We start from the raw sequence: 24,846 nt of genomic DNA, 5'->3' as shown, positions 1-24,846 counted from the left end.
ATGCAACGGCTGAGCACCATCTTCTTTTCGTTCCTGAAAATCGGAATGTTCACCTTCGGGGGCGGCTACGCCATGCTGCCGCTGATCGAGCAGGAGCTGATCACCAAACGCAAATGGATCGAGCAGAAGGAATTTCTGGACCTGCTGACCCTTGCGCAGTCGGTTCCCGGCCCCATCGCCGTCAACACGTCGGTATTCGTGGGTTACAAGGTCCGGGGATTCGGCGGGGCCGTCGCCGCCCTGCTGGGTTCGGTTCTGCCGTCGTTCGTCATCATCCTCGTGATCGCCATCTTCTTCACCGACATCCGTCACAATCCGGTCGTCGACGCGGCCTTCAAGGGCATGCGCCCGGCTGTCGTGGCGCTGATCATCGGTCCGGTGATCTCACTGGCCCGCGGCATGCACTGGATCATGTTCATCGTCATCGCCGCCGCAGCCCTCGCCATCTGGTGGCTCGACTGGTCGCCGATCTACGTACTCGTCACAGCCGCGGCCATAGGCATCGCCTGGGAACTGGCGGTCGCAGGAAAGCACCGTCCCGAACGGAAAAAGAAAGATTAAAAGCATAGAACCATGAAAATCAGCCTATTCACCATAACGCTTTCCTGCATGCTGTTCGCCGCAGCGGCAAACAGCCGGGCCGTCGCCGGCGAACCGGCAACCGCCCCGAAAGCCGGAACGGAGCAGACGCAGACGTTGCTGCAAGCGTTCTACACCGACTACTGCACGTTCATAGCCAAAGGTCCGGATTCCGCCGCAGAGCCGAAACTTCGCGAATACCTGACCCCGGAGACCCTGCGGAAAGTGACCCGAGTCCGCACCGAACAGTTCTACGACCCGATTATCCGGGCGCAGGATTTCGACACGGATGCCGTGGCGACGATCACCGCCACGCACGTCGACGGAGCCTGGTATGCCGTAGCCTACCTCGACCGGTATAACAACAAGTGCGTCGTCATCCCCGTGAAAGCGACGGTGGAGAACGGCGCGCTGAAGATCACCGACATCACAATCCAATAACCGGCATACCGCAGGCATATGATTCTCTGGCAACTTTTCATCAGCTATCTCAAAATCGGATTCTTCGGATTCGGCGGAGGCTATGCCATGCTGTCGCTGATTCAGAACGAAGTAGTCGTACAGCACCAATGGATGACTGCCGCCGAATTCGCCGACATCGTCGCCGTTTCGCAGATCACCCCCGGGCCTATCGCCATCAACTCGGCCACCTATGTCGGTTACAGCGTCGGTATCCAGACCGGACACACCTGGTGCGGCATCCTCGGCTCCGTGATCGCCACCTTCGCCGTCTGCCTGCCGTCGCTGACGCTGATGATTCTCGTGGCACGTTTTTTCATGAAACTCAAGGGAAACCGGCTGGTCGAAGGAGCCATGCGGGGCATGCGCCCCGTGGTGATCGGCATGATAGCCGCCGCAGCCCTGCTGCTGATCTTTCCCCACAGCACCGCTCCCGGCGACCAGAACTTCATCGACGCGTGGAGCTGGGTGCTCTTCGGCGGGGTTTTCATAGGCTCGTGGCGCAAGGTCAATCCCATCCTGCTGATCGTCCTCTCGGCCGCGGCCGGAATCCTGATTTATTACGTATTCTAACCCGAACACACCATGAAGAAATCCTTGAAAAAACGTTTAAAAAACTGGAATATAGGCGACTACGTCCGCCAGTTTTCGATCGTTACCGGCGGCGTACTGCTGACACTATGGCTGACGGCCAGAATCACCGACTCGGCCCGGCAGAAAGAAGTACGGCAGGCCATGCAGCTCGTCGTGCTCGAACTGCGCGACAACCTGCAAGTTATACAGGATTACAAATGGATGTACAACGACGAGAAACGGGTCGCATACCGTCTGAAAGAGCAGGATTTCTCACTCGACAACCTCCCCGCCGACACGGTTGACTACTATACCCGGCGGATCACCGGCGGCATGGGCAAACCCTATCGCTTCCTGACCGACGCGCTGGAGATGTTCAAGACGACCGGCATCGCGTCCGACATCGCCGACAAACAGATCGTCATCGACCTTCTGCACTGCTACAACGACCTCGGGGCATTCGACAACTCGATGAATATCTACTACGACCAGCGCATGAAAGCCATCCTGCCCGAACAGATGGGGGAAACCCTGTGGTCTGCGGATACGAATATCGACAAGGCATTCGGCAAAATGCTCGCCAGCAAAAAGGTGCGGAACTGGCTCGGCATGATTCCGCGGGCTTTCGACACGCGCTACTTCGAGACGAACGAAGAAAAGATCGAAGCGATGATCGCCGAGCTGGAGAAACGCTACCGGTAGATCAGATGGCGGCCAGAACCGCCCCGCCGATGCCGAAGCGGCTGGTGAAGCCGATGCGGCGGCCTCTCCCCGCAACACCATTCCGGATGAAAAAACGTCATCGGCACGTGGCAGCGGATGCTCTTCGGCGGAGTTTAGCGGGTACGTGGCGCAAGGTCAACTTCATCCTGCCGATCGTCCTCCCGGCCGGGACGGGAATCCTGATTTACTACGTATTCTGAATCGCGGCGGCTTGGCGGCCAATCCGCCATACAGACGCCGCAGGCGCAGCAAAATATGCAGGGTTCCCAGAACACCCGCGACAAGCCCTGTTCCGTAGTGCAGCAGCCCGACCGGCGTATTGGCCCCTTTCACGCCGCACAGTAACACCACGGCCGTAACCAGCACCGGTACACACACGAAGGAGAACGCCAATATGATTCGGCTTTTGCCTTTCGTACCTTTTGCAACCAAACCTTTGTACCACCCCAGGTGGTCTTTGACATGCAGGATGCCGAACCCCGTAAACGACAGGCCGGCAAGCGTGTGAAATACCGCCCAGTCATGCCAGGCCCCATGATCCGCGCCGTGCCCCGCAACGTGCAGTTCGATCCCCGAGTATACCGTCAGGACAAAAAGGGGTATCAATATCAAATCCGTAAGAAAAATAGACCGTCTTCCTCGCATCGTTTTTTTGTTGCAAAGTAACGACTTATCGAGAAGCCAGAGAATAGACGGTGCGAGGTGAAATCTGGACTATTCGAGGTATTTCATCCGGTATGCGGTGGGACTCATTCCCGTGAGGCGGGTGAACAGGCGGGTAAAGTAACCGGAATCGTCGAATCCCAGGCTGTGGGCGATCTCCCCGATCTGCTGCGGCGTATAGACCAACATGCGTTTGGCCCTCAATACGATCTCGCTCTGAATATACCTGCTGGCGTTTTCCCCGGTTACGCCCTTCACGACTTCGTTCAGGTAGACCGGCGAAATATGCAGGGCCGCCGCATAACGGGACGGACTTCCGGCAATCCGGTCGTCCTTCGCCAGCAGGTCCCTGAACGCCAGCATGATCTCGACATGCCGCCGGTTTGCGGGCAACCGGCCGGCCGCCTTCCGCATCTCTTGCGTTATCAGACCGATAACCGCATCCGACAGGCTCCGCACGACACCTTTCGAATCGTTGTCTCCGAAATCGCCTATCCGGCGGGCGATCATCGCAAACAACTGGCCCAATTCCGCCCGCTGTATATCGGCAGGACGAAAAGGGGCCGGACACAAGGCATACTCGGCAAGCACCCGCCGGGCCGCAGGACCGACGAATGCGCCGTCCACAAAGAGAACGGACCTCCGCGCATCGCCCACATCCACAACCCGGTGGACCTGCCCCGGCTGGACAGCGATTATTTCGCCCTCCGACAGCCGGTACTCCTTGAAATCGATGGCGACACGGCAGCTTCCGCTGTCGACCATCCCGAATACATAGTAGTCGTCACGGTGGGCATATCCGACAGGCTCTTCCGGCAGAACGAAAGAGTTGCCTTTCAGGAATATCCCGAAATCGAAGCGTTGGGCCGCCTTATGCAGGGGTATGGACATTTCGCCCCGGTTTTACAACGACAGCAGCACGGCCCCGCCTGTCAGGGCCAACAGCAGGAACACGAAGAGGAACAGCAGTCCCAAAATGGCGACGAAGGTTCCGATACAGCCCCAGCGCTGTCCGCCGCCGGGCAGCGGATCGGTCAGCAGGGCGACGATAAGCCCCACCAACGGCGTGAACAGCAGGCTGATAAGGAACGCCCAGCCGAAGCCGATGCGGCGGTGGCTGCCGATAATGCCGACCAGCACGGCGAGGAAACAGCCGCTCAACAGACCGAATATTACGGTTAAAATGCTCATAGTCGTATTTAATTTCTATTTAAAATCCAGTACGAACAATCGCCCAAACCAGCGTCAGACGGCCCGCCGCAGGCGAAGGCGTCCGAAACCGCGAAACTTACCGTTTAAAGCGGTAATATGTTCCCAGGGGCAACTCTTTGCCGGCCCGGTCGGTGAAGCACAACTCGCCCCACTGCTCCTCGTGCGGCGCGCCGAATGCCTGCCTCACGGCCGTGCGGGCCAGCGTCGACGACAATCCCATCGAATAGAGGTTCAGCACCAGGAATGCCCGCTGCGGTTCCAGCAACCGGGCACAGCAATCGAGCATTTCGCCGATATTGTCCTCCAGAATCCATTTCTCGCCGTTGGCTCCGCGCCCGTAAGCCGGGGGATCGAGGATAATCCCACGGTAGCGGCTGCCGCGGCGCACCTCGCGCTGAACGAATTTCAAGGCATCCTCGACAATCCACCGCACACCCTCCAGGCCGCTCAGCTCCATGTTCTCGCGCGACCAGGTCACCACCGGCTTTACCGAATCGACATGCGTCACCTCGGCCCCGGCAGCCCGCGCCGCGAGCGTCGCGCCGCCCGTGTAAGCGAACAGGTTCAGCACCTTGGGCGTAAAACCTCCCGCAGCGACCATCTCCCGGCAGTTGTCGTAGATGAAATTCCAGTTGGCCGCCTGCTCGGGGAAGATACCCACGTGTTTGAACGACGTGAGGGCCAGCCGCATGCGCAGCCGCATCTCCTTATAGGCATACTCCACCACCCAGCGGTCGGGCATCTTCTCGCCGAGACACCACTGCCCGTGCTCGTCGCTGCGCGCATCGCGCAGGAACGAAGCGTCGGCCGTTTGCCGCCACTCTTCTTCGGAGAGTGTCCGCCGCCAGATGGCCTGCGGCTCGGGACGGCGCGTCACATAGCGCCCGAAACGTTCCAGTTTCTCGAAATCGCCCGTGTCGAGCAATTCATAATCCCCGAAATCGGGTGTAAGCTGTTCCTGCATAAAGTTTCGTATTGCAATCGGTTATAAACTTTCCAAAGCCCGCTTCCCGAGCGGTTCGTCGATCAGGGACATTTCGCATGCCGCACAGTCGAATTCCAGCCGGTAACGGTATGCGCCGCGTTCGAGATAAAGGTCGCCGCGAAGCCGCGGACGCTCCCGGAGGCATTCGCCGATCTCACGGCGAATGCAGTAGGACGAGTGCATCACACGCCGCCCGGCAGTAGCCGGCGCAAGGTCCAGCCCCCGCTCGATCGTCCGGACCCCGTGATCCCTGTAAAACGCTTCGGCCAGCCGGTTGGTCACATTCTCTTCGGCCGCAAGCTGCTCCGAGGGGTATTTCGCAGCGGGGTCCCCGGACAGGATACGGTGTTCCGGCGTCCGCTTCCGGCTGGCCTCGGCCAGCCCGGAAAGTCCTTCGCGTCGCAGTTCCGCCGCCAGTGACGCAGGCACGAACCACTCCGCACCCCGCACTTCGACCTCCCGGACCAAAAAAATCGTATCGCCGCCCTTCATCGCCTGCGTACGCAGCGCAGCGGCATTGGCATCGGAATTTTTCGCCCGATCGAGTTTCACGCTCCGTTCCGCCGAAGCCGTCACCCCCTCGCAATCTGCATAGGTAATCCGAATCCCCTCCGCCGTCGCCTCCGCCACGGCCCTGGCCGGAATGACCCGCCGCGTACGGCTGCGTTCCAGCGCCAGCGTAAAACGGCGGTCGAAATTCCGGTACACCTCCGCACCGGGGATGATCCCCTCCATGCGGTTGGGCGTGATACGATTGCCGTCCACGGCGTTGACGTTGGTTCCGGTCACGCCGCGCGGCGTGATGAAGCAGATACCGTCGCCCGGCGCCAATTCCGCCTCCCCGAGAAGCATAAAACCATTCGGGAAAACCTTCGCCACGCGGCCCACCCGTTCGCCGACGGCCTTCGGAGTGTCGAACGAAGCCACTCCGGCCCGCTTTCCGGAGAGGAAATAAGCCGACTCCCCGCGTGTAAAACTTTTCGACGGGTCGGGCCTGAAATCCGGAACGCTCTCGCCGACGGACGACCGTACGAATCCAGGACGCACGGCCAGTGCCTCGTCGACCGCCCGGCGGTAATAAGCCACAACGTTCTTGACATAAGAGAGATCCTTCAACCGACCTTCAATCTTGAATGAGGTAACGCCCGCATCCAGCAGGTCGCCAATGGATTCCGAAAGATTCAGATCGCGTACCGACAACAGGTGCTTCCCGGCGATATACGTCCGGCCCTTTCCGTCGGTCAGGTCCCACGTCAGGCGACAGGGCTGGCTGCACGCACCACGGTTGCCGCTGCGCTCGGACATCGACCGCGACAGGAAACAACGGCCGCTGTATCCCACGCAGATCGCTCCATGGACAAAACACTCCACTTCGGCCGCCGTAGCGTCGCAGATGGCCCGAATCTCCTCCAGCGACAGGTTGCGCTCCAGGATCACCCGGGCGAACCCGACCTCCCCCAGAAACCGCGCCCCCTCGGGAGTCCGGTTGCAGACCTGCGTCGAGGCATGCAGTTCCACCGGAAGATCCATCTGCCGCAGGGCCATGTCCTGCACGATCAGCGCATCGATCCCCGCCGCGATCAGTTCGCGGGCCTGTCGTTCGGCAGCCTCCAACTCACCGTCCCACAACAACGTGTTGAGCGTCGCATGAACCCTCACGCCGAAACGGTGGGCATACTCCGCAACCCGGGCGATCTCTTCTACGGAGTTTCCCGCGGCCTGCCGCGCACCGAATTTCGCACCGCCGATATAGACGGCATCGGCGCCGTAATCCACAGCGGCCACTGCCGAGGCAAAGTCTTTGGCGGGCGCCAACAATTCGACGGTTTTCATCATTTTCTTTTTGCAAAAATACAAAAAACACGACAATCCCCGAACTATCTCCCGAAAATAGCGCACACCGATTATAAACGAAGAGATGACACCGCCGAAACATGTCAATATTTAACAAATAAACCAAATTTCACCGACAACATTCCCAGTCAATATATTACAACATAAAACAAAACGGATGACAGAAAGCAAATACGACATAATACACTATAAATAAACATATTAACAATATAAGAATTATTCAAAATTCGCAATAAAGGCAATTTTTCGAAAAGTTTTCAGGCCCAAATCGAATAAAACACGCTATTTTTCTTATATTTCGGACCGGAACAACGAAAATATTCGAACTTTATTATATTCAATTTTCAACAAATGCAGTCAACCTGGATTCAGGAGGTCTGTATCGGTGTTTATTCATTTTAAATTATTACCTATGAGAAGATGTTTTACACTATTGACGGTTCTTTTCATCCTGGCGGCCAGCAGTTGCGATGACAAGACCAAAGAGGAGGTCGCTGACGTGATCGTCCTCTCGCGAAGTAGTGTCGCATTCGCGGAAAGCGGCGGAACAACCAGCGTCTCGGTAGCCACACCCTCCGAATGGAAGGTAAGTTGCCCGGACAGTTGGGTAACGCTGACTCCCGAAGAGGGCCTGCTGACCATCTCCGTAAACGGCAATGCGACCGACGATGTCCGTAGTTCGAAGATCACCGTGCAAACGGACAGCGACAAACAGGAAATCGCAGTTTCGCAGGCCTTTTCGCGGGAAACGGTACTGCTGTCGACCACCGTTTCGGATGAAATTTCATTGGACTCCGAAGGCGAAAGCGTCCTGTTCACCGTCGAGACCAACGGCCAATGGGGTGTTTCGAGCGATGCTGATTGGGTGTCCGTCACCAGCGATCCGGTCTCCGGTACAGTACGGATCGAGGCCCCGCGCAATCCCGACGCCCACCGCAACGCAACACTAACCATCCGTTCGACCAGAGGTTCGGCTACGGAATCCTGCGAGGTGGCCGTTTCACAAATCTCACGCGAGGAAAACCCCTATTACCAGATGCTCGGTTACTACGGGCTTTATGCGGAAAACTGGTATTACGGCCGCCAGCCGGTCGGCGTGGACGGCACGGGTACGTTCTGCACGGTCGAAGAAAAAGAGTACCGCAAGAGTTTCAACATCAAGGACCTTTTCCTGAAAGGCACGGTCGTAGAAGCGAAATACGATAAAAATACCCATACCATGTCGATCGAACTCGGCAGCACCCCCTGCTTCATCCGCGAGATTTCCTCAACAGTCATTCGCTACCATTACCTGCGCTACATAAACATGCAGGGAAGCGGCCTGCGCAGCGGCATGCTGACCGGCACGCTGGGCGAAGGCTACAACGACATTGCGGAAGAAAACCGCAAGGCGATCCGCCTGACCGGATTCGAGGAGCCTTATACCACGTTGGGCATAACCAGCCTGCAAAACCAGCAGTGGAGCATGTTCGGCGATCTCTACTACGCCACCGGCACGATGTACCTCGTGGACAACGACCTCCCGGCCTCCGAAGCCGCTTCGACCTCCGTGACCCGGGCCGCCGAAGCCATCACGCCGGCCGCCGAAGGTTTCCCCTTATCCAACAATTAAACCGCAGCACACATGAAAAAACTATATGCACTGATAGTCGCACTGCTCGGCATAATGGGATGCTCTGAAGAGACGATCACCTACACCAATCCGGTTCCGGGCGACGAACCGTCCGGTGTCACAGCCGAATTGGGCATCTCTTCGAAGAACACGTGGTTCGACACCGAGGACAATCTCAATGGCTCCATCGGCTTCAAAAGCCTCGGCGGCGAAGTCGTCGTGGACATCCGGACCAACACAACCTGGAAATACGCCGCCGTAAACGCCGACTGGCTGACCATCGAGAAAGACGATGTCGCCGACCAACTCGTCCTGAGCTGCGAAGGCAACAAAGTCGAAACGGAGCAGAAGGCAACGATCACCATCACCGCCGGTGACAAGACCGCCACCATCGCCGCGACACAGAATCCGTACGGCACACTCGAAATCGCCGCTTCGAAAAACAATTTCCTGATTCCTGCCGTCGGTGAACTTACCGCCGAATTCGAGGTGCAGTCGACCGACGAGGACTGGATCTTCGAAACACAGAACTGTCCGTGGCTGCTGCTCGAGCAGGAGGGCAATAAAATTAAGATGACGCTCGATCCCAACGAAGAGATAGAGGATCGTGAAACGACTTTCCAACTGATTGCCGGCAAGGGGGGGGGAAATCCCGCTTCTGAAACGATCCGCGTCACGCAGGACCGCGCCGTCTATATCCGTGTCTCGCTAAAAACCATCCCGCTTTCGCCAACTCCCACCGAATCCGATAAAAAAGAGTTGGCCGTCGAATCCAACTACGACTGGGAATACATCGTTTCTGAAAATTCAGAGTGGCTCTCCGCCACAAAAACCGAGCAGGGGCTTTCGCTCACCGCCGAAACCAATTCCAGCGGATCATCCCGCACCGCATCCATTACCGTATCGGCCGGCGACGGCAAACAGAACCAGACTGAACAGGTTATCACCGTCTCGCAGTCCGGCCTGGACCTCGACGCCTTCATTCTCGGAATCGACATCACCCAAACGAGCCTCAAGACCTACCTTCCCTTCGACAAAGCGATCGACGCCACGATCGACTGGGGCGACGGCAACGTCGAGGAAAACGTAACATCCACCTATCCGACACACACCTACACCGACCCGGGCTACTACATCGTCTCGGTCAAAGGCAGCGTGCCTTCGCTCAACTCCTACGACATTCCCACCTACGGCCTAGGCAATCAGTTCGTCGAGGTTTACAACTGGGGACGGACGGGGCTCACTTCGATGTCCCGGGCCTTCCAGAACTGCCGCGGACTGGAGCGGATTCCCGCCGACAAGACCGAAGCCTTTGCCAAGGTTACCGCCTTCAACTACGCTTTCTGCGACTGCCGGGCTCTCGGATCGATCCCCGACGGACTGTTCGACCACGCGGCCGAGGCGAAAACCTACGAGTACTGCTTCCAGAACTGCGTACTGATCGAAGAAGTGCCCGCCGACCTGCTCTACAACAGTCCCGGAATCACCTCGGTATGCTCGCTTTTCTCGGGCACGGCGATCTCGACGATCGACGAGAATTTCTTCTCTCACAACACGGAACTGACCGACTGCTCGATCATCTTCTCGAACAGCAAGATGACTTCGGTTCCCGAAAAGCTCTTCGCCAACAACAAAAAGGTTACGACTTTCAACTCGCTGTTCGCCAACACGCCCTCGTTCGAATCCGTTCCGGCCGGACTGTTCGCCAACAACCCCGAGGTCGAGTCGTTCCGCATGCTGTTCTCGGGCACAGGGCTGAAAACCATTCCCGACGGACTGTTCGCCAACAACAAAAAGGTTGAGAATTTCCAAAGCACATTCAGTAAAGCACCCATCCAAAGCGTCCCGGAGGATCTGTTCGAAGGATGCGACCAAGTTACAACCTTCATGTCCTGCTTCACCGGCTGTTCCAAACTGCAAAGTATCCCGGCCGGATTGTTCAGGAACTCCGGAGCCTTTGAGACCGTTACGAAAACCGCTTTCAACAACATCCTCAAGGACTGCGCCGCACTGACAGAAGTGCCCGCCGGCATATTCGACGGATTCTCGAAAGTAACCGCCTTCAACGACGCTTTCAGCGGCTGCACGTCACTCGCGACGCTGCCCGCCGGACTGTTTGCGACGAATACGGCAGTCACCTCGTTCTCCAACACGTTCAAGTCGTGCACCTCTTTGAAAGGCATTCCCGCAGGACTTTTCCAGGGGCTGAACAAAGTAACCTCGTTCTCGGGATTGTTCGCAGGCTGTTCGGGATTGGAAGAGATCGGAGCCAACATCATCTCCGGATGTACCGCCTGCAAGAACATCTCCTCGATGTTCAAGGATTGCAGCAACCTGAGAACTATCTCGGCCGAAGCATTCGCAGGCGCCCCCGCAATCACCAGCATCTCCAGCCTATTCGAGAACTGCACCCTGCTCGAAAACGTTCCCGAAGAAATCTTCGCCGACATGCCGGGACTGACGACCGCCACCAGTGCCTTCGCGGCATCGGGACTGAAAACAGCGCCGGCTGACCTGTTCCGCCATAACCAGGCTATTACGGGCTTCGGCAAAGTCTTCCAGAACTGCGCCGCGCTGACGACGCTGCCCGACGGACTCTTCACCGGAAACCCGAAAGTAACGGTCTATTCCAACGCCATGGAGAACTGCACGGCCCTTGAATCGGTCGGCGTCCTCTTCGGGACGAGCACGGCCGCGGTCAAATGCGACCTGTTGTTCTCGGGATGCACAACCCTGAAGACCCTGCCCGCCGGAATCTTCGACGGACTGACCGGCGCAACGGCTTTCAACAGCGCATTCGCAGGCTGTACCGCTCTGGAAACCCTTCCCGGCGAACTCTTCGCGAAGAATGTCAACGTAACGACCGTAGCCCTGTGTTTCCAAAACTGCACCCGGCTCAAAGCCGTTCCTTCGCGCCTGTTCAACGCGAATACCAAGACGAAAACCCTGTCCGAGATGTTCACCGGCTGCTCGGGAATCGAAAGCATCGCAGCGGATGCCTTTACGGGACTGAACGGCACGTCGCTAAACTTCATGAAAGCTTTCATGAACTGCACGTCGCTCAAAGAGCTTCCCGACGGACTGTTCAAAACCCAGCAGATTTCAAACTACACAAGCCTGTTCTCCGGCTGCACAGGGCTGCTCAGCGTCGGCTCCGAAGTATTCAACTGCGCCTCGGCGACCACCTTCAATTCGGTCTTCGACGGGTGTACCTCGCTCCGGCAGGTCGGCGAAAAGATGCTGGTCGGCGCCACCAAACTGACAAGCATCCTGAATCTCTTCCGCAACTGCTCGTCGCTCACGGCCATCCCCGTAAGCATGTTCGACGAGGCCGTAAAGCTCAAAACGCTGACCTCAACCTTCGAGGGCTGCATATCGCTCGAAGGCGAATCGCCCTACACGGTTGTTAACGGCGTCAGGTATCACCTCTACGACCGTACGCCCGAAAACGCCGCTGCTTCGGGGCTGACGGCGATCACTGCCGCCCTGAGCAGCTTCAAGGGATGTACGAAACTCTCGGACTACGACAAGATACCGACCACGTGGAAGGAGTAGAACATATGAAAACTATCCGGAACATGAAAAACACGATTATATTCAGTATTGCAGTGTTGTTGACCGTTTTGTCGGCAGCCTGCACCGAGACTACCCGGATCTGGCCGGAAGAAGGCGAAGGCAAAGCCTACGTGGAGGTTTCGAGCGAAAAAGTGATCTTCGACGCCGACGGAGGCAACGCCGTAATCGTTGTGGCGACAAACGCCGACGGCTGGGACTACACCAGCGAGGGCGAATGGTTCACCGTCGCCCGGCAGGACGACAACTCTCTGCTGGTCGAAACCGCGATCAACGCCGGGGCCGAAACCCTGACCGGCAAACTCACCGTCAACGGCAAAAAAGGAGGCGAGACCATTTCGCAGGAGGTTTCGCTCGTACAGCGCGCCGAACGGAGCGTCAACCTCAGCGCCCAAGGCACAGCCAACTGCTACATTGCACGAACCGGTGGCGTCTATAAATTCGATGCCACGGTCAAGGGCAACGGCGGCGGCGACGGATTCAGTGACTACATCGCCAACTACGGCGCAGGGATCGAAGACGGCGTTTTCGCAGAACTACTTTGGGAGTCACGCCACGACGGTGACAAAACCATGTCGCGCGAGATCATCGACGGCGCCCCGATCTACAGGGGCGGCTACGTGAGCTTCTCAACAGGCCGCTCGGAGGGAAACGCCGTGATCGCCGTGAAGGATATCAAGGGTGACATCCTCTGGAGTTGGCACATCTGGGTCTGCAACGACGAAATCACCTCACATGACCACGTCGATTCGGACGGCAACGTCGCTGCCGTGATCATGGACCGCAACCTTGGAGCGCTGAACAACATCCCGATGGATGTCGGCAACCGCGGCATGTTCTACGAATGGGGCCGCAAAGATCCGTTCACGCCTTCGCGTTCGCCTTATCACGCCGACACCGACGGCAACAACGTTCCGGCCTACAACGAACCGAACACCGCAATCGGCGACGGCATGGGCGCCTGGATTTACGATGCACAGGCCGCCATCCTCACCACGCCGCCGGCAAATATCCCCAACTCAGTCCGCAACCCGATGACCTATCTTCAATCCCCGTTCAACGGCCATGCCGACTGGTACTGCTCGGGAACCGACGAAAAGGCGACGCATCCGGGACTGTGGGGCAGGGAAAAAACCATCTTCGATCCCTGTCCGCCGGGTTACAAGGTTCCGGGGGCTAACCTTTGGGGTGTTCCCGCCGGCAATACCTCCATCACCAACGGCGGCACTGTCGACGAATACGATGAAAACGGCGTCAGCGCCAAATGGGACTGGAACGTCTACAAAGACTGCGGCCGCTGCTGGAAAAACACCGGCGACTACTACCCGATGGTCGGCAACATCTACTACACCGACTACATCTACGTCAGCATCTGCAACTACACGGGCGGCATGGCGTTCTACTGGACCACACAGGAGGCTCCCGAGATGAGTAAAACTTCGGTTTACTTCGTGAACTTCAACACCAACTGGTGCAATTACCGACTCGGCGAGCACGACTGTTCCGCACAGATACGCTGCATCAAGGAATAATTAAAACTATGATCGTCTATGAAATACATATTTAAATCGCTTCTCCTGGCAGCGGCCGTTTTCGCAGCGGCGTCATGCGCCAAGGACGACACGCAAAACGGCGGCGGCACGGATTCGGATTCGGGTCCCGTCATCGTCAACGCCTCGTCGGCAGCCATCGGCGGCGAAATCATCCTCAAGCTGAAAAGCGAGGCGTCCGGAATCGCCGAAAAGAGCCGCGCCCAGGGTATTCCGAACAGCAGCGGCATCGACGAAATCGACCGCATCCTCAACTCGGTGAACACCGTCCGGTTCGAACGGCTATTTCCGGACGGCGGACGTTTCGAAGAACGCACCCGCCGGGAGGGTCTGCACCTCTGGTATTACGCCAAATACGACCCGTCGGTCCCGACATCCGAAATGGCCCGGATGCTCGCCTCGTGCAAGGAGATCGAGATCATCGAATACTCGCTGGCGGCCGAAACATCGGACTATCGGCACACGGCATCCCCGGCCAGCGAGGCGCTCAGCGCTACCCGTGCCATCAGCGACGAACTGCGTAACGTTCCCTTCCCGTTCAACGAGAACGAGCGTTCGCAGCAGATGCAATGGCACTACAACAACACCGGCAATATCTTCGCACAGGAAACCCGGCTGGCCGCCGACGCCAACGTCTATGCCGCCTGGGAACTTTCGACGGGCAATCCCGACGTGATCGTCGCCGTAGTGGACCAGGGCGTCAAGCACGACCATGAAGACCTGGCCGCCAACATGTGGGTGAACCAGGCCGAACTGAACGGCACGCCGGGCGTCGACGACGACGGCAACGGCTACGTGGACGACATCTACGGCTTCAACTTCACCAATAACACGGGTGAACTGAATTTCTCTGGCGAACTGATGCACGGCACACACGTCGCCGGAACGATCGCCGCCGTGAACAACAACGGCATCGGCGTATGCGGCATCGCAGGCGGCTCGGGCAAAGGCGACGGTGTGAAGATCATGTCCTGCGAAATCCTGGGCAAGTCGGAGTCCGGATCGTCGGGCGCAGGCCTGGCCGGACAGATCCGCGCCATCAAGTACGCCGCCGACAACGGCGCCGTAATTTGCCAGAACAGTTGGGGCTACCCCGCAGGAACCATCCCCGCGACCGACTGGTCGCGCGGCTCCTACTCGGCGCTATCGCGCGCCATGGAATACTTCAACAAGTACGCAGGCCTGGACGAAAACGACAACCAGACCGGTCCGATGGCCGGCGGCATCGTCATCTTCGCCGCAGGTAACGACGCCTCGAACGAAAACTGCTACCCTGCCGCCGATCCCAACGTAGTCAGCGTGGGCGCTACCGGATTTACCGGAGCCCCGGCCTACTACACCAACTACGGCAAGTGGGTCCAGATGTCGGCCCCGGGCGGCGACCAGAAACTGAGCAACTCCTATGGAGGCGTTTACAGTACAAGCGTGGCCGCAGACGGATCATCGGGCTACGAAGGCAGCCAGGGGACCTCGATGGCCTGCCCCCACGTGTCGGGAGCCTGCGCGCTGGCGGTCAGCTACTATTACGGCACTGAAAAACGCAAGGGGCTCACAGGCGAAATGCTCCGTCAGGCATTGCTGAGCAGCACCCGACCTATTGACCGCTTCTGCGTCGGCGAATACGGACAGTACCTGGGCAATATGGGCATCGGCAGTCTCGACACCTACAAACTGCTGCTGACAGTGGCCAAGATGGACGGCATCCCGGCGCAGAAGGTCGACGTGGGAGCCACCGTAAACATCGACCTGAGCCGTTATTTCGTCGACATCAATATACTGGTATACACAGTTTCGGATCCCGCTCCCGTGAAAATCACGCTTCAGGGCGGAGTGTTGAAACTCACCGGCATCGAAAAGGGACGCACGACGATTGTCGTTTCGGACGGCGCTGCTATCCGCAAACCGATCGAGATAACTGTCGGATGACGCATTCACTAATGTTAAACGAGAATCAGAACTATGAAAACCTTCTATAAATACGCGGCATTCGTTGCGGCGGGCCTCGTGGGCCTGTGCGCCTGCTCGTCGGACGACGATACGCCGGACAGTTCCGGCAAAACCGCTGTCGCGCAGCCGCAGATCGTCGTCAGCGACCTGACGACCACCGGCTTCGCCCTGCGCTGGGAAGCAGTCGACGACGCCGGCTCCTACCTGTATACGTTCAACGACGGCGCCGAGACCTCGATCAGCGACTGCCAGGTGGCGTTCAACAACCTGGAACGCCGCAAAGAGTACGTCGTAGCCATCAAAGCCTGCCCGAAGGACCCGGCCGAGTATACCGAATCCCCCTTTACGTATATCCATGTGATAACCGACGATCTGGAGCAGCTACCCAAACCGACGATCACCCTCGGTAGCGCCTACGCATCGAAAACCATCATTTCATGGACAGAAGTCCCCGAAGCGAAACTCTACGAGGTTTCGCTCGACGACGGGGAGCCTACGACCACCGCGGAACGAACGATCGTCCTGTCGAAACTCGCCAAAGGGGAATCCTATACTTTCTCCGTCCGCGCCATGACGGCCGATGCGACGCGCTTCGCCAACTCGGAAGCCGCCCAGCTCTCGTTCGTCACCTCGGAAGACGACATTCCGCCGCTGCTCATTGCTCCGACGACGGTCATCTCCGACGCCGTGGCGTTCGACATCTACGCCTCCAGCGACGAGACCTATTATTACGAACTCCTCCCGGCCACGACCTTCGCCAAATATTCGCCCGAAGAGCTCATGACCACATTCCAGACGTACATCGTCGAATATGCCAAAAAACAGGGTATCAGCCTCCAACTGGCCATGGCCTCACTGCTCAAATCGGGAACCCAGAGCCTGCAGGTTACAGGCCTTACCCCCGAACTGAGCTACGTGATCTTCGCGTTCGGCATGGACCTCCGGGGCAACATCACCTCGAATCTGGCCAGCAAGCAGTTCAAAACCCCGGCCGACGGCTATTCCGACGGTCCGAACTACGGCGGCAGCGACTGGTTCATGCAGCGGTTCTACATCACGAACGCCTACCTCGCTCTGACGGGTTACGGCTGGACCAACTCCGTATGGACCCATTGGAAAGGAGAGGACGTAACTGACATTCGTTACCGCACGCTGAAAACCGACCTTTTCAACCAGGTCTTCGCCGATCCCTACGACCAGCAGGCCATCGCCGCGTTCCTAAAGGACCCCGCCTACGGAGTCCAGTTCAACCCCGCCCTGCTCTCGGCGACGGTCAACAGCGCCGACGGCTACAACGGCCAGACCCAGAATGTCAGCACGGGAACTTCCTACACACTGCTCACGCTGGCCACTTCGTCGAGCGGCGCCGAGACGCTCTGCGTCAATTCCGTCACCACGAAGACCAGCACGGATGCCGCCGCCTGGTTCGCGGCCTATCCCGCAACCAACGAAGCCTACGGCCCGACACACAACACGGTAGCCTGCATCATGCGAGGAGTCGACATCGCCTCCATCCGTTACAAACTTTTTTTAAGCACGTCGATTTCAGACATCGCCACGTCGCAGTACGAGCAACTGATTCAGGGATACGGCTCCGACCTGAAACCGGAATACCTGACCTCGGTCAACGGCAACGGCTTCGCCATCGTCTACCCCGAAGGGGCAGGCATCGAGCCCGAAACCTCCTACACGTTCATCGCCACGGCGACAAACACCGTAGGCGACAAGATCACCAAGTGGGGATCGGTCAAGACGACGGCTGCGCCGGGCGAAACCGCAACGGCCTCGCGTACCATGACCCGCGGCGCCGGACGACAGTTCTTCGATTTCGTCGGAAAACCCGTTACCGATCCGGCTCGGATCTTCGACCCGGCAGAGGTCGTGCGGTTGCCGGCCGGTGCGAAGCCTGAAGGCGACCTCTGGACCCTCATTCACAATACGCACAACATCAAATAAGCATACACCTATGAACAAAATAGTAGCATTTCTCTGGTGTCTCCTGTCGCTGGTGTGGATGATACCCTCCACGGCGCAGAACGCCACCGTCAGCGGTAAGGTTACCGGAGCGGGCGGTGAAGCCGTCATCGGTGCGAACGTCCTTATCGACGGAACCACACAGGGCGTTACGACCAACGTCGACGGCGTCTATACGCTGCCCAACGTCCCGGCCAATGCCACCCTTGTCTTCTCCTATGTAGGCTACAAGACGACGAAGATCCCCGTAGGCAGCAAAACCAAAATCGATGTCCTGCTGCAGGAAGACGCCGCCGAAATCGAAGGCGTGATGGTCGTGGCCTACGGTACGGCCAAGAAAGAGTCGTTCACCGGCTCGGCCGCCGTCGTGAAGGGCGGCGACCTGCAGAAGCGCATCGTGGGCAACGTCACCAAATCGTTCGAAGGAACCGTAGCCGGCGTGCAGGTAGCATCCGGCGGCGGACAGCCGGGCGAGGCCGCTTCGGTCGTCATCCGAGGCATCGGTTCGGTGAACGCTTCGGCAACCCCGCTCTACGTGGTCGACGGCATTCCCTACGACGGTTCGCTGAGCGCCATCAACCCGGCGGACATCGAAACGATGACCGTGCTCAAGGACGCCTCGGCAGGTACGCTCTACGGCGCCCGCGGCGCTAACGGCGTCATCATAATCACCACCAAGAAGGGCAAAAACGACAAAGTCCGGATTTCGTACAAAGGCAATGTCGGCATCGCCTCGCGGGCGCTGCCGCGCTACGACCTGGTGAATATGAAGGAGTATGTCGAGATGAGTTACGAGGCGCTGCGCAACAGCGCCCAATACGGTACGGGCATGGATTTCGAAGGCGCGAGCCGCTATGCGGCAGCCAACCTTGGCCAGCAGATCGGCGGCCTGAAGAATCCCGAGTACTACAATCCCTACAAAAACTACAAATGGGAGACGCTGATCGACCAGTCGACCGGAAAGATCCGCGCAGACGCCCAGGCGGCGTGGAACGAAAACTGGATGGACGAGATCAGCGACGACTCGGCCGTGCGAACCGAACACATCATTTCGGTCAACGGCGGTTCGGAACGTTCGAACTACCTCATATCGCTGGGTTACTACATGGAGGACGGCATTCTCCAGAACACCGATTTCACCCGCTATACAGGACGCGTAAGCGCCGACACGCAGGCGAAAGACTGGTTCAAGATCGGCCTGAACGCCAACTTCGCGCACAGCGAATCGGACTACCAGAACTTCGAGGACACCGCGACCTCGAACGTCTGGTATACGGCGCAGTTCATGGCTCCGGTCTATCCTGTTTACCTGAAAGACATGAATGGCGTCAACATCCTCGACGCGAACGGCAACCGGCAGTACGAATACGGTTCGGAGGACGACAACGGTTACGCCAACCGTCCTTCGGCGCAGGGATTCAACTCGAAAGCGGAACTGTTTAACAACAAAGCCTACTACGGGCGCAATTCGCTGTCAGGCCGCACCTACGTTACGTTCGGAACGATCAAGGAGGACGCAAAACTCTACGGGCTGAAATTCACGATGAATCTCGGTATGGACTACACCGACTATCAACGCACGCTGGTCAACGACAAGAACCACGGAAATGCGGCCCAGCAGGGCGGGCGCATCAGCAAAACCAACACCCGTACGCTGAGTTATACGTTCAACCAACTGCTGACCTACGACCGCACGTTCGGCGACCACTCCGTCAGCCTGCTGGCCGGACACGAGTACTACCGCTACAAGTACAACTACGCCATTGGCGAAAAGACCGGCATCGTGGAAGGCATCGATGAACTCGGACCCGCCGTTACGACCACCGACAACGACAGCTATTCGCACAACTACGCCGTGGAGTCCTATCTCTCGCGCGTCAACTACGGCTACAAGAATCGCTACTACATCGACGGCAGTTGGCGCACGGACGGCTCGTCGCGCTTCCACAAAGACGGCCGTTGGGGTAATTTCTGGTCGGTAGGCGCATCGTGGCGCATCTCCGAAGAGTCGTTCATGGAGGGAACCCGCTCATGGCTGGACAACCTGACCCTGAAAGTCTCCTACGGCGTGCAGGGCAACGACAACCTGGGAACCTATTACGCCTGGCAGGGACTCTACGACTACACATGGCCCAATGCCACCGATGCGGGAGCCTTCGTCGACAAACTCGAAAACAGGGAGGTGACCTGGGAGAAGAACGGAAACCTGAACACCGGCATCGAAGCCACGCTGTTCAACGGACGCATGGGCGTCTCGGTCGAGTACTACAACCGCAAGACGCGCGACATGTTGCTGCAAAACCCGCTGCCGATCTCGACCGGATTCAAGGGATTCAACGACAATGTAGGTTCGTTGCGCAACCAAGGTCTGGAAGTCTCGCTGCGCGGAACGATCTTCAACAAAACAAACTTCCGCTGGGACGCCACGCTGATGGGATCGTTCAACCGCAATAAGGTGCTTTCGCTGACAGGCGGACAGGACGTGATCACCTCGGGCATCCGGGTCATCGAAGTCGGCAAGCCGATCTACACCTTCTACCTGCCGAAAACCGCCGGCGTAGACCCCGCCACCGGCAAGCAGCTCTACTACGCCTACTGGACCCAGACGGTCAACGACGAAGGTTCGCTGGTGAACACGCGCTGCGACGAATACATTACCGACGACGTGGCGATGGCCACGCTGAGCAAGTATTACAAAGGCAGCCGCGAGCCGAAACTCTTCGGCAGCATCGGTTCGACGTTCACGATCCTGAAGAACATCGACTTCTCGTTCCTGACGACCTATTCGATCGGCGGATGGGTTTACGACGGCCTCTACAACGGATCGATGTATGTACAGTACGCAGGCAACAACTGGCATCAGAACGCCAAGCGCCGCTGGCAGAAGCCCGGCGACAAAACCGACGTGCCGATGCTCGAAGTGGGCGGTTCGTACGCCACGGCCGACAATTCGCTGATCGACGCCTCATATTTCGCCATCAAGAACATCACCGTCGGCTACACGCTCCCGAAGCGCTGGCTCAAGAAAATCGACATCGAATCCGTACGCATCTACGCAACGCTGGACAACATCGTCATGTTCAACCACATGGACGGCATGGACCCGCAGTATAACTTCACGGGTACGGTGGCTTACAGTTACGCCCCCTCGCGGGTCATCGCATTCGGCATCGATTTGAACTTTTAACCAAGGGAGGAAACAACTATGAAAAAAGCAATATATCTCATCATCGCACTGATCGGATTATCGGCTCCGTCGTGCAGCGATTCGATGCTCGACTTCTCGCCCACCGACTCCGGTTCGGGCAAAGAACTGCTAAAAAACGCATCCACGGCCATCTCGTCGGTCAACGGCGTCTACCGCTCGATGTGGCGCTCCGGATGGTCCACGACGGCTAACACCCACCAGTGCTTCGGCATTTCGGCCTACAACCTCGCGCTCGACTGCATGGCCGACGACCTGATCATGCAGTCGCAGGGCAACGGCTGGTTCTGGGGCGACCACTGCTACAATGTCAAGAGTAACTACACCTCATCGGCTTTCCGCTCGTACGATGTCTGGTACGCTAACTACAAATGGATCGCTAACGTAAACTACATCATCGACGTTGAATCCACGATGGAAGGGAGCGAAGCCGACGTGGCTTACGTCGTGGGACAGGCCTACGCCATCCGCGCGCTCTGCTACCTCAATCTGGCGACGTGGTTCTCGCGTGCGCCGTACAACGCCATGACGAACACCTCGCGCTGGACCGAAGCCTGTGTTCCGGTTTACACCACCGGAACGTCGATCGACACGGGAGGAAAACCCCGCGAGTCGCTGCGCACGGTTTATGACCGGATCGACCAGGACATCGACCGCGCCATCGAACTGCTCGAAAAGGGACTGAAGACCACGCTGGCCGAGAACAACAAGTCGCACATCTCGCTCTTCGTGGCGCTGGGCATCAAATCGCGCGCCTGCCTGGCCGAAGGCGACTGGAACGGCGCGTTCAAATCGGCCAAGCGCGTGATCGACGAAGGCGGCTACACGGTCGGAGCCAAAAGCGAACTGATGGGCGGCATGAACTCGCTCGACAAACCCAACGTCATGTGGGGTGCAGGCATCCAGGTCGCCGACCAGTCGGGCGTCTACGCCGGCTTCTTCACCCACATGGACAACAAGGACGGGGCCTATGCCAAAGCAGCTCCGAAACTGATCAACAGGCAGCTCTACAACCGCATCAGCGCGACCGACATCCGCCGTGACTGGTGGGACCCCTCGGACAAGGAATCGCCTTACGTCAGCAGGAAGTTTTCGTTCAGCAACCTCGCGTCGTATCTGGGCGACTACATTTACATGCGCGTCGAAGAAATGTATTTCACCGCCGCCGAAGCCGCGCTGAGGCAGGACGACATCAAGAGCGCCCGCGAACTGATGAACACCGTCATGGCCGACCGCGACCCCGGCTACAATGCCAATAACCGCAGCGGCACGCTGCTCGGCGCCACGACCACGACCTGGACCGGTTCGCTGCTCGAAGACATCATCACCCAGCGCCGCATCGAACTGTGGGGCGAGTACGGACGCCTGTTCGACGTACGCCGCCTGGGGCAGGGCATCGACCGCCGCGCGGACGACGGTTTTTCCGAAGAGTGCATCTCGACCATGAACCGCCGGAATGTAAACATCACCAAACCCGACACCTACGATTGGGTGCTGACCATTCCCAAAGCCGAGCTCGACGCCAACCCGAACATCAACGAAGAGGACCAGAATCCCTAACAAGCGATTGAAACGGTGAAAATCATGTACACTATGAAAAACATATCGAAATACCTGGGTGCGGGATTGCTGCTCCTCGCGGCTGCATGCAGCCAGACGCAGGAGGGAACCTTCTACACCCCCAACAAGGACGATGCGAAGGAGATTCATTTCATCCAGTCGTCCATCGAGAAGGAGTTTGCACAGGATGCTTCGAGCGGCATGATCGATGTCGAGATCGCCCGCCCGGGCGACAAAGGCTCCTACAAGGTTTATCTGACGGCCAAAGGCGACAACGCCGGCTTGTTCACCGTGCCGTCCGAGGTGGTCATCCCCGACGGAAAGCACGCCGTAACGATCCCGGTCGGAGTCGACCTCTCGAACCTCGTCATGGGCTCCAGCTACAAAGCTACGCTCTACATCAGCAGCCGTGAAGTCCGCCCGGGCGACAATGCAGCACAAGTCGCGCAGTACACCGACAAGGTCACTCTTTCGGCTACTTACGAACTGGAATGGGAGACCTTCTACCGCACCAACGGCGATGGCGAGGTGATTCCCCAGCTCGCGACCTACCATTACAACGGCTACTACACGGGCCGCGACTCGGGTCTGGAGGTCGAGAAGGCCATCGGCGCCAACATCTACCGCCTGAAAGACTGGGCGAGCGGCGTAACATTCAAGTTCATCGTCCACGACGACAACAGTTGCACCGTACCTGCGCAATCCATCGGCTACTACAACTCGAACTACAACGAATACGTCTACGTCTCCGACATGGCGGTTTACACCGGTAACGATGCGGCTTACAGTTCCTATCCCTGTACATTCGACGGCAAGGACACCTTCTCGTTCTACCTGATCTACTACGTTTCGACGGGCTATTTCGCGCAAGGAATCGAGAAACTGGTCTTCGACACCGACATCGACACGACACCCGTCGTAAAGATTTCGTTCAAAGGGATCGAAACCACCTCCACCGGATTCCAGGCCCCGAAACTCGCGTTCTCGCCCAACGAGTATGCGAGATCCTACAAGGCCGCGGTCGTAGCCGGCGACATCACGGCCGACAAGGACACACAGGAGCAGGTCCGCCAGCAGATCATCGACGAGAAACTGGAGGCCGTAACTCCGGTCGTAACGCTCCACAAGGCCGACGAGTCGGTATGGAACGTCCCCAAAGGCAGCTATACGGCCGTAGCACTGGCTTACGACTCGCTGAGCAACCCTTGTAAACTCTACACCGAGCGGTTCACGTGCGACCCCAACGGCGAATATGCGCCCAAATCGAATGAATTCGAGTTCTACGCACCGCAGAACAACCCCAACTACTCGCCCTACACCTCGCTCATCTGGCAGATGCAGACCAGCAACGTAGCAGCAATGAAGTATCTCTGCGTCAAGACCAACGTCGCCGACTACCTGTGCGAGGCAATGGGCGTAACGCTCGAAGAACTGACCGCAATCCGAGGCTATGACATCGCCGAGGAGATGATCGAACAACTCAACTCCGACGAGGGGCGCAGCACGGCATTCACCACACTCGACGAAGGCAGCACCTACGTCCTCGCCCTGTTAATGTACAACTCGTTCGGAGACACGGCGTTCGTTTCAAAGAGCACTTCGACGCTCGGTTACTTCGCCAAGGATTTCGACCAGACCAAAACCCTGGCCGACTTCACGGGAGCGTTCGGCGTCACGGCGACCGTCGACATCGATTCGCAATCGACGGAAGCGACTTTCCGCATGGACATCTCGCGCATCAACGACCGCGATGTCGTCATCAACGGCATGACCGACATGCGCGACTTCGCACCCCGGCTAAAGGGCTACTACGATAAGGACCTGCACATGCTCATCATCGAGCCGCAGTATGCCGGTCCGTACGACGACGCTTATGCCACGCTCGGCTTCACCAACGGCCTGTCGATTTTCTGGGGCGGTGCAAGCATGGCTGTCGGATACATCGGCGACACGCTCTACTGGGCTGCAAGCCCCTACTCGCCGGAAGAAGTCAACGGATACATGTTCCTGTTGTTCAGCGAACCGCAGGCTTCGAGTTCGAGCTACCTGCGCAAGTACGCCGGTTCGAAGACCTATTCGGCCATCAAGATGAAACCCATGAAACTCGCGCCCTCGCAAACGACCGTCCGGAATTCCGAAGAAACCCGGACCGGGCACATCGAAGCCGACGGGCGACACTTCAAGACCTATCTCGCGGGCGAAAGCATCGCTCTTCCGGCGAAAATCGCCGAGAGCGCTGCGGCCGCAGCGCCGGCAAAAGCCGCCGAAGGCAAGCGGATGCGCACGGACCTCGTGCTCCGCACCCTCTGAACGAGAAGTGCCGACAACCGATAAAACCGGGTCCCCGCGAAGAGCAGGGACCCGGTTTTTCAGTAAA

General features: G+C 58.1%; 17 protein-coding genes. 12 read left to right on the top strand and 5 right to left on the bottom strand.

Going from position 1 to position 24,846, the window contains the following annotated elements; all coding sequences use genetic code 11:
- From KG007_RS10530 to KG007_RS10515, 4 genes are read left to right on the top strand one after another with little or no spacing between them, the layout of a single operon-like run.
- A complete protein-coding gene (locus tag KG007_RS10530; RefSeq protein ID WP_213348787.1) occupies positions 1-561 on the top strand; it encodes a chromate transporter in 561 nt (186 codons plus the stop codon).
- Positions 562-573: 12 nt separating this feature from the next.
- Entirely contained in the window at positions 574-1,020 is a 447-nt protein-coding gene (locus KG007_RS10525; RefSeq protein ID WP_213348711.1) for a DUF3828 domain-containing protein, read from the top strand.
- 18 nt (positions 1,021-1,038) lie between these two features.
- Entirely contained in the window at positions 1,039-1,611 is a 573-nt protein-coding gene (locus tag KG007_RS10520) for a chromate transporter (RefSeq protein ID WP_213348709.1), read from the top strand.
- Positions 1,612-1,635: 24 nt separating this feature from the next.
- A complete protein-coding gene (locus KG007_RS10515) occupies positions 1,636-2,313 on the top strand; it encodes a hypothetical protein (protein ID WP_249413309.1) in 678 nt (225 codons plus the stop codon).
- A gap of 162 nt (positions 2,314-2,475) precedes the next feature.
- On the opposite strand, the gene KG007_RS10510 is transcribed toward KG007_RS10515, so the two are convergent.
- The 5 genes from KG007_RS10510 to KG007_RS10490 all read right to left on the bottom strand — a co-directional run bounded on the left by KG007_RS10510 (position 2,476) and on the right by KG007_RS10490 (position 7,027).
- Entirely contained in the window at positions 2,476-2,979 is a 504-nt protein-coding gene (locus KG007_RS10510) for a DUF4405 domain-containing protein (protein WP_213348705.1), read from the bottom strand.
- Positions 2,980-3,048: 69 nt separating this feature from the next.
- Positions 3,049-3,888: a helix-turn-helix domain-containing protein gene (locus KG007_RS10505; RefSeq protein WP_213348703.1), complete on the bottom strand. Its 840-nt coding sequence runs from the start codon at positions 3,886-3,888 to the stop codon at positions 3,049-3,051.
- Between the two features lie 12 nt (positions 3,889-3,900).
- Entirely contained in the window at positions 3,901-4,188 is a 288-nt protein-coding gene (locus KG007_RS10500) for a hypothetical protein (protein ID WP_213348701.1), read from the bottom strand.
- A gap of 97 nt (positions 4,189-4,285) precedes the next feature.
- Positions 4,286-5,173 carry a class I SAM-dependent methyltransferase gene (locus KG007_RS10495; RefSeq protein ID WP_195461269.1) on the bottom strand — a complete coding sequence of 296 codons (888 nt, stop codon included), beginning with the start codon at positions 5,171-5,173 and terminating at the stop codon, positions 4,286-4,288.
- A gap of 21 nt (positions 5,174-5,194) precedes the next feature.
- Entirely contained in the window at positions 5,195-7,027 is a 1,833-nt protein-coding gene (locus tag KG007_RS10490; RefSeq protein ID WP_213348786.1) for a peptidase U32 family protein, read from the bottom strand.
- Between the two features lie 433 nt (positions 7,028-7,460).
- Between KG007_RS10490 and KG007_RS10485 the strand changes: the two genes are divergently transcribed.
- From KG007_RS10485 to KG007_RS10450, 8 genes are read left to right on the top strand one after another with little or no spacing between them, the layout of a single operon-like run.
- The gene (locus KG007_RS10485; protein WP_213348699.1) at positions 7,461-8,660 is read left to right on the top strand and encodes a BACON domain-containing protein; all 1,200 of its coding nucleotides are present in this window, start codon (positions 7,461-7,463) and stop codon (positions 8,658-8,660) included.
- Between the two features lie 12 nt (positions 8,661-8,672).
- Positions 8,673-12,215, top strand: coding sequence for a BACON domain-containing protein (locus tag KG007_RS10480; RefSeq protein WP_249413308.1), 3,543 nt, complete (start codon positions 8,673-8,675; stop codon positions 12,213-12,215).
- 23 nt (positions 12,216-12,238) lie between these two features.
- Complete coding sequence (locus KG007_RS10475; protein ID WP_213348697.1) at positions 12,239-13,765, top strand: BACON domain-containing protein; 1,527 nt, start codon at positions 12,239-12,241, stop codon at positions 13,763-13,765.
- An 18-nt stretch (positions 13,766-13,783) separates the two neighbouring features.
- A complete protein-coding gene (locus KG007_RS10470; protein WP_213348695.1) occupies positions 13,784-15,709 on the top strand; it encodes a S8 family peptidase in 1,926 nt (641 codons plus the stop codon).
- Positions 15,710-15,742: 33 nt separating this feature from the next.
- Positions 15,743-17,686 (top strand): hypothetical protein, encoded by a 1,944-nt coding sequence (locus KG007_RS10465; protein WP_213348693.1) that lies wholly within the window; start codon positions 15,743-15,745, stop codon positions 17,684-17,686.
- 10 nt (positions 17,687-17,696) lie between these two features.
- On the top strand, positions 17,697-20,891 hold the full coding sequence (locus tag KG007_RS10460) for a SusC/RagA family TonB-linked outer membrane protein (protein WP_213348691.1): 3,195 nt from the start codon (positions 17,697-17,699) through the stop codon (positions 20,889-20,891).
- Between the two features lie 18 nt (positions 20,892-20,909).
- A complete protein-coding gene (locus tag KG007_RS10455) occupies positions 20,910-22,469 on the top strand; it encodes a RagB/SusD family nutrient uptake outer membrane protein (protein ID WP_213348689.1) in 1,560 nt (519 codons plus the stop codon).
- Between the two features lie 33 nt (positions 22,470-22,502).
- On the top strand, positions 22,503-24,779 hold the full coding sequence (locus KG007_RS10450; protein ID WP_213348687.1) for a hypothetical protein: 2,277 nt from the start codon (positions 22,503-22,505) through the stop codon (positions 24,777-24,779).
- The last annotated feature ends 67 nt before the right edge of the window (positions 24,780-24,846 follow it).

The sequence above is a fragment of the Alistipes montrealensis genome (assembly GCF_018362775.1).
In the GTDB taxonomy this organism is placed as follows: domain Bacteria; phylum Bacteroidota; class Bacteroidia; order Bacteroidales; family Rikenellaceae; genus Alistipes; species Alistipes montrealensis.
This window is presented reverse-complemented; position numbering and strand designations above follow the sequence as displayed.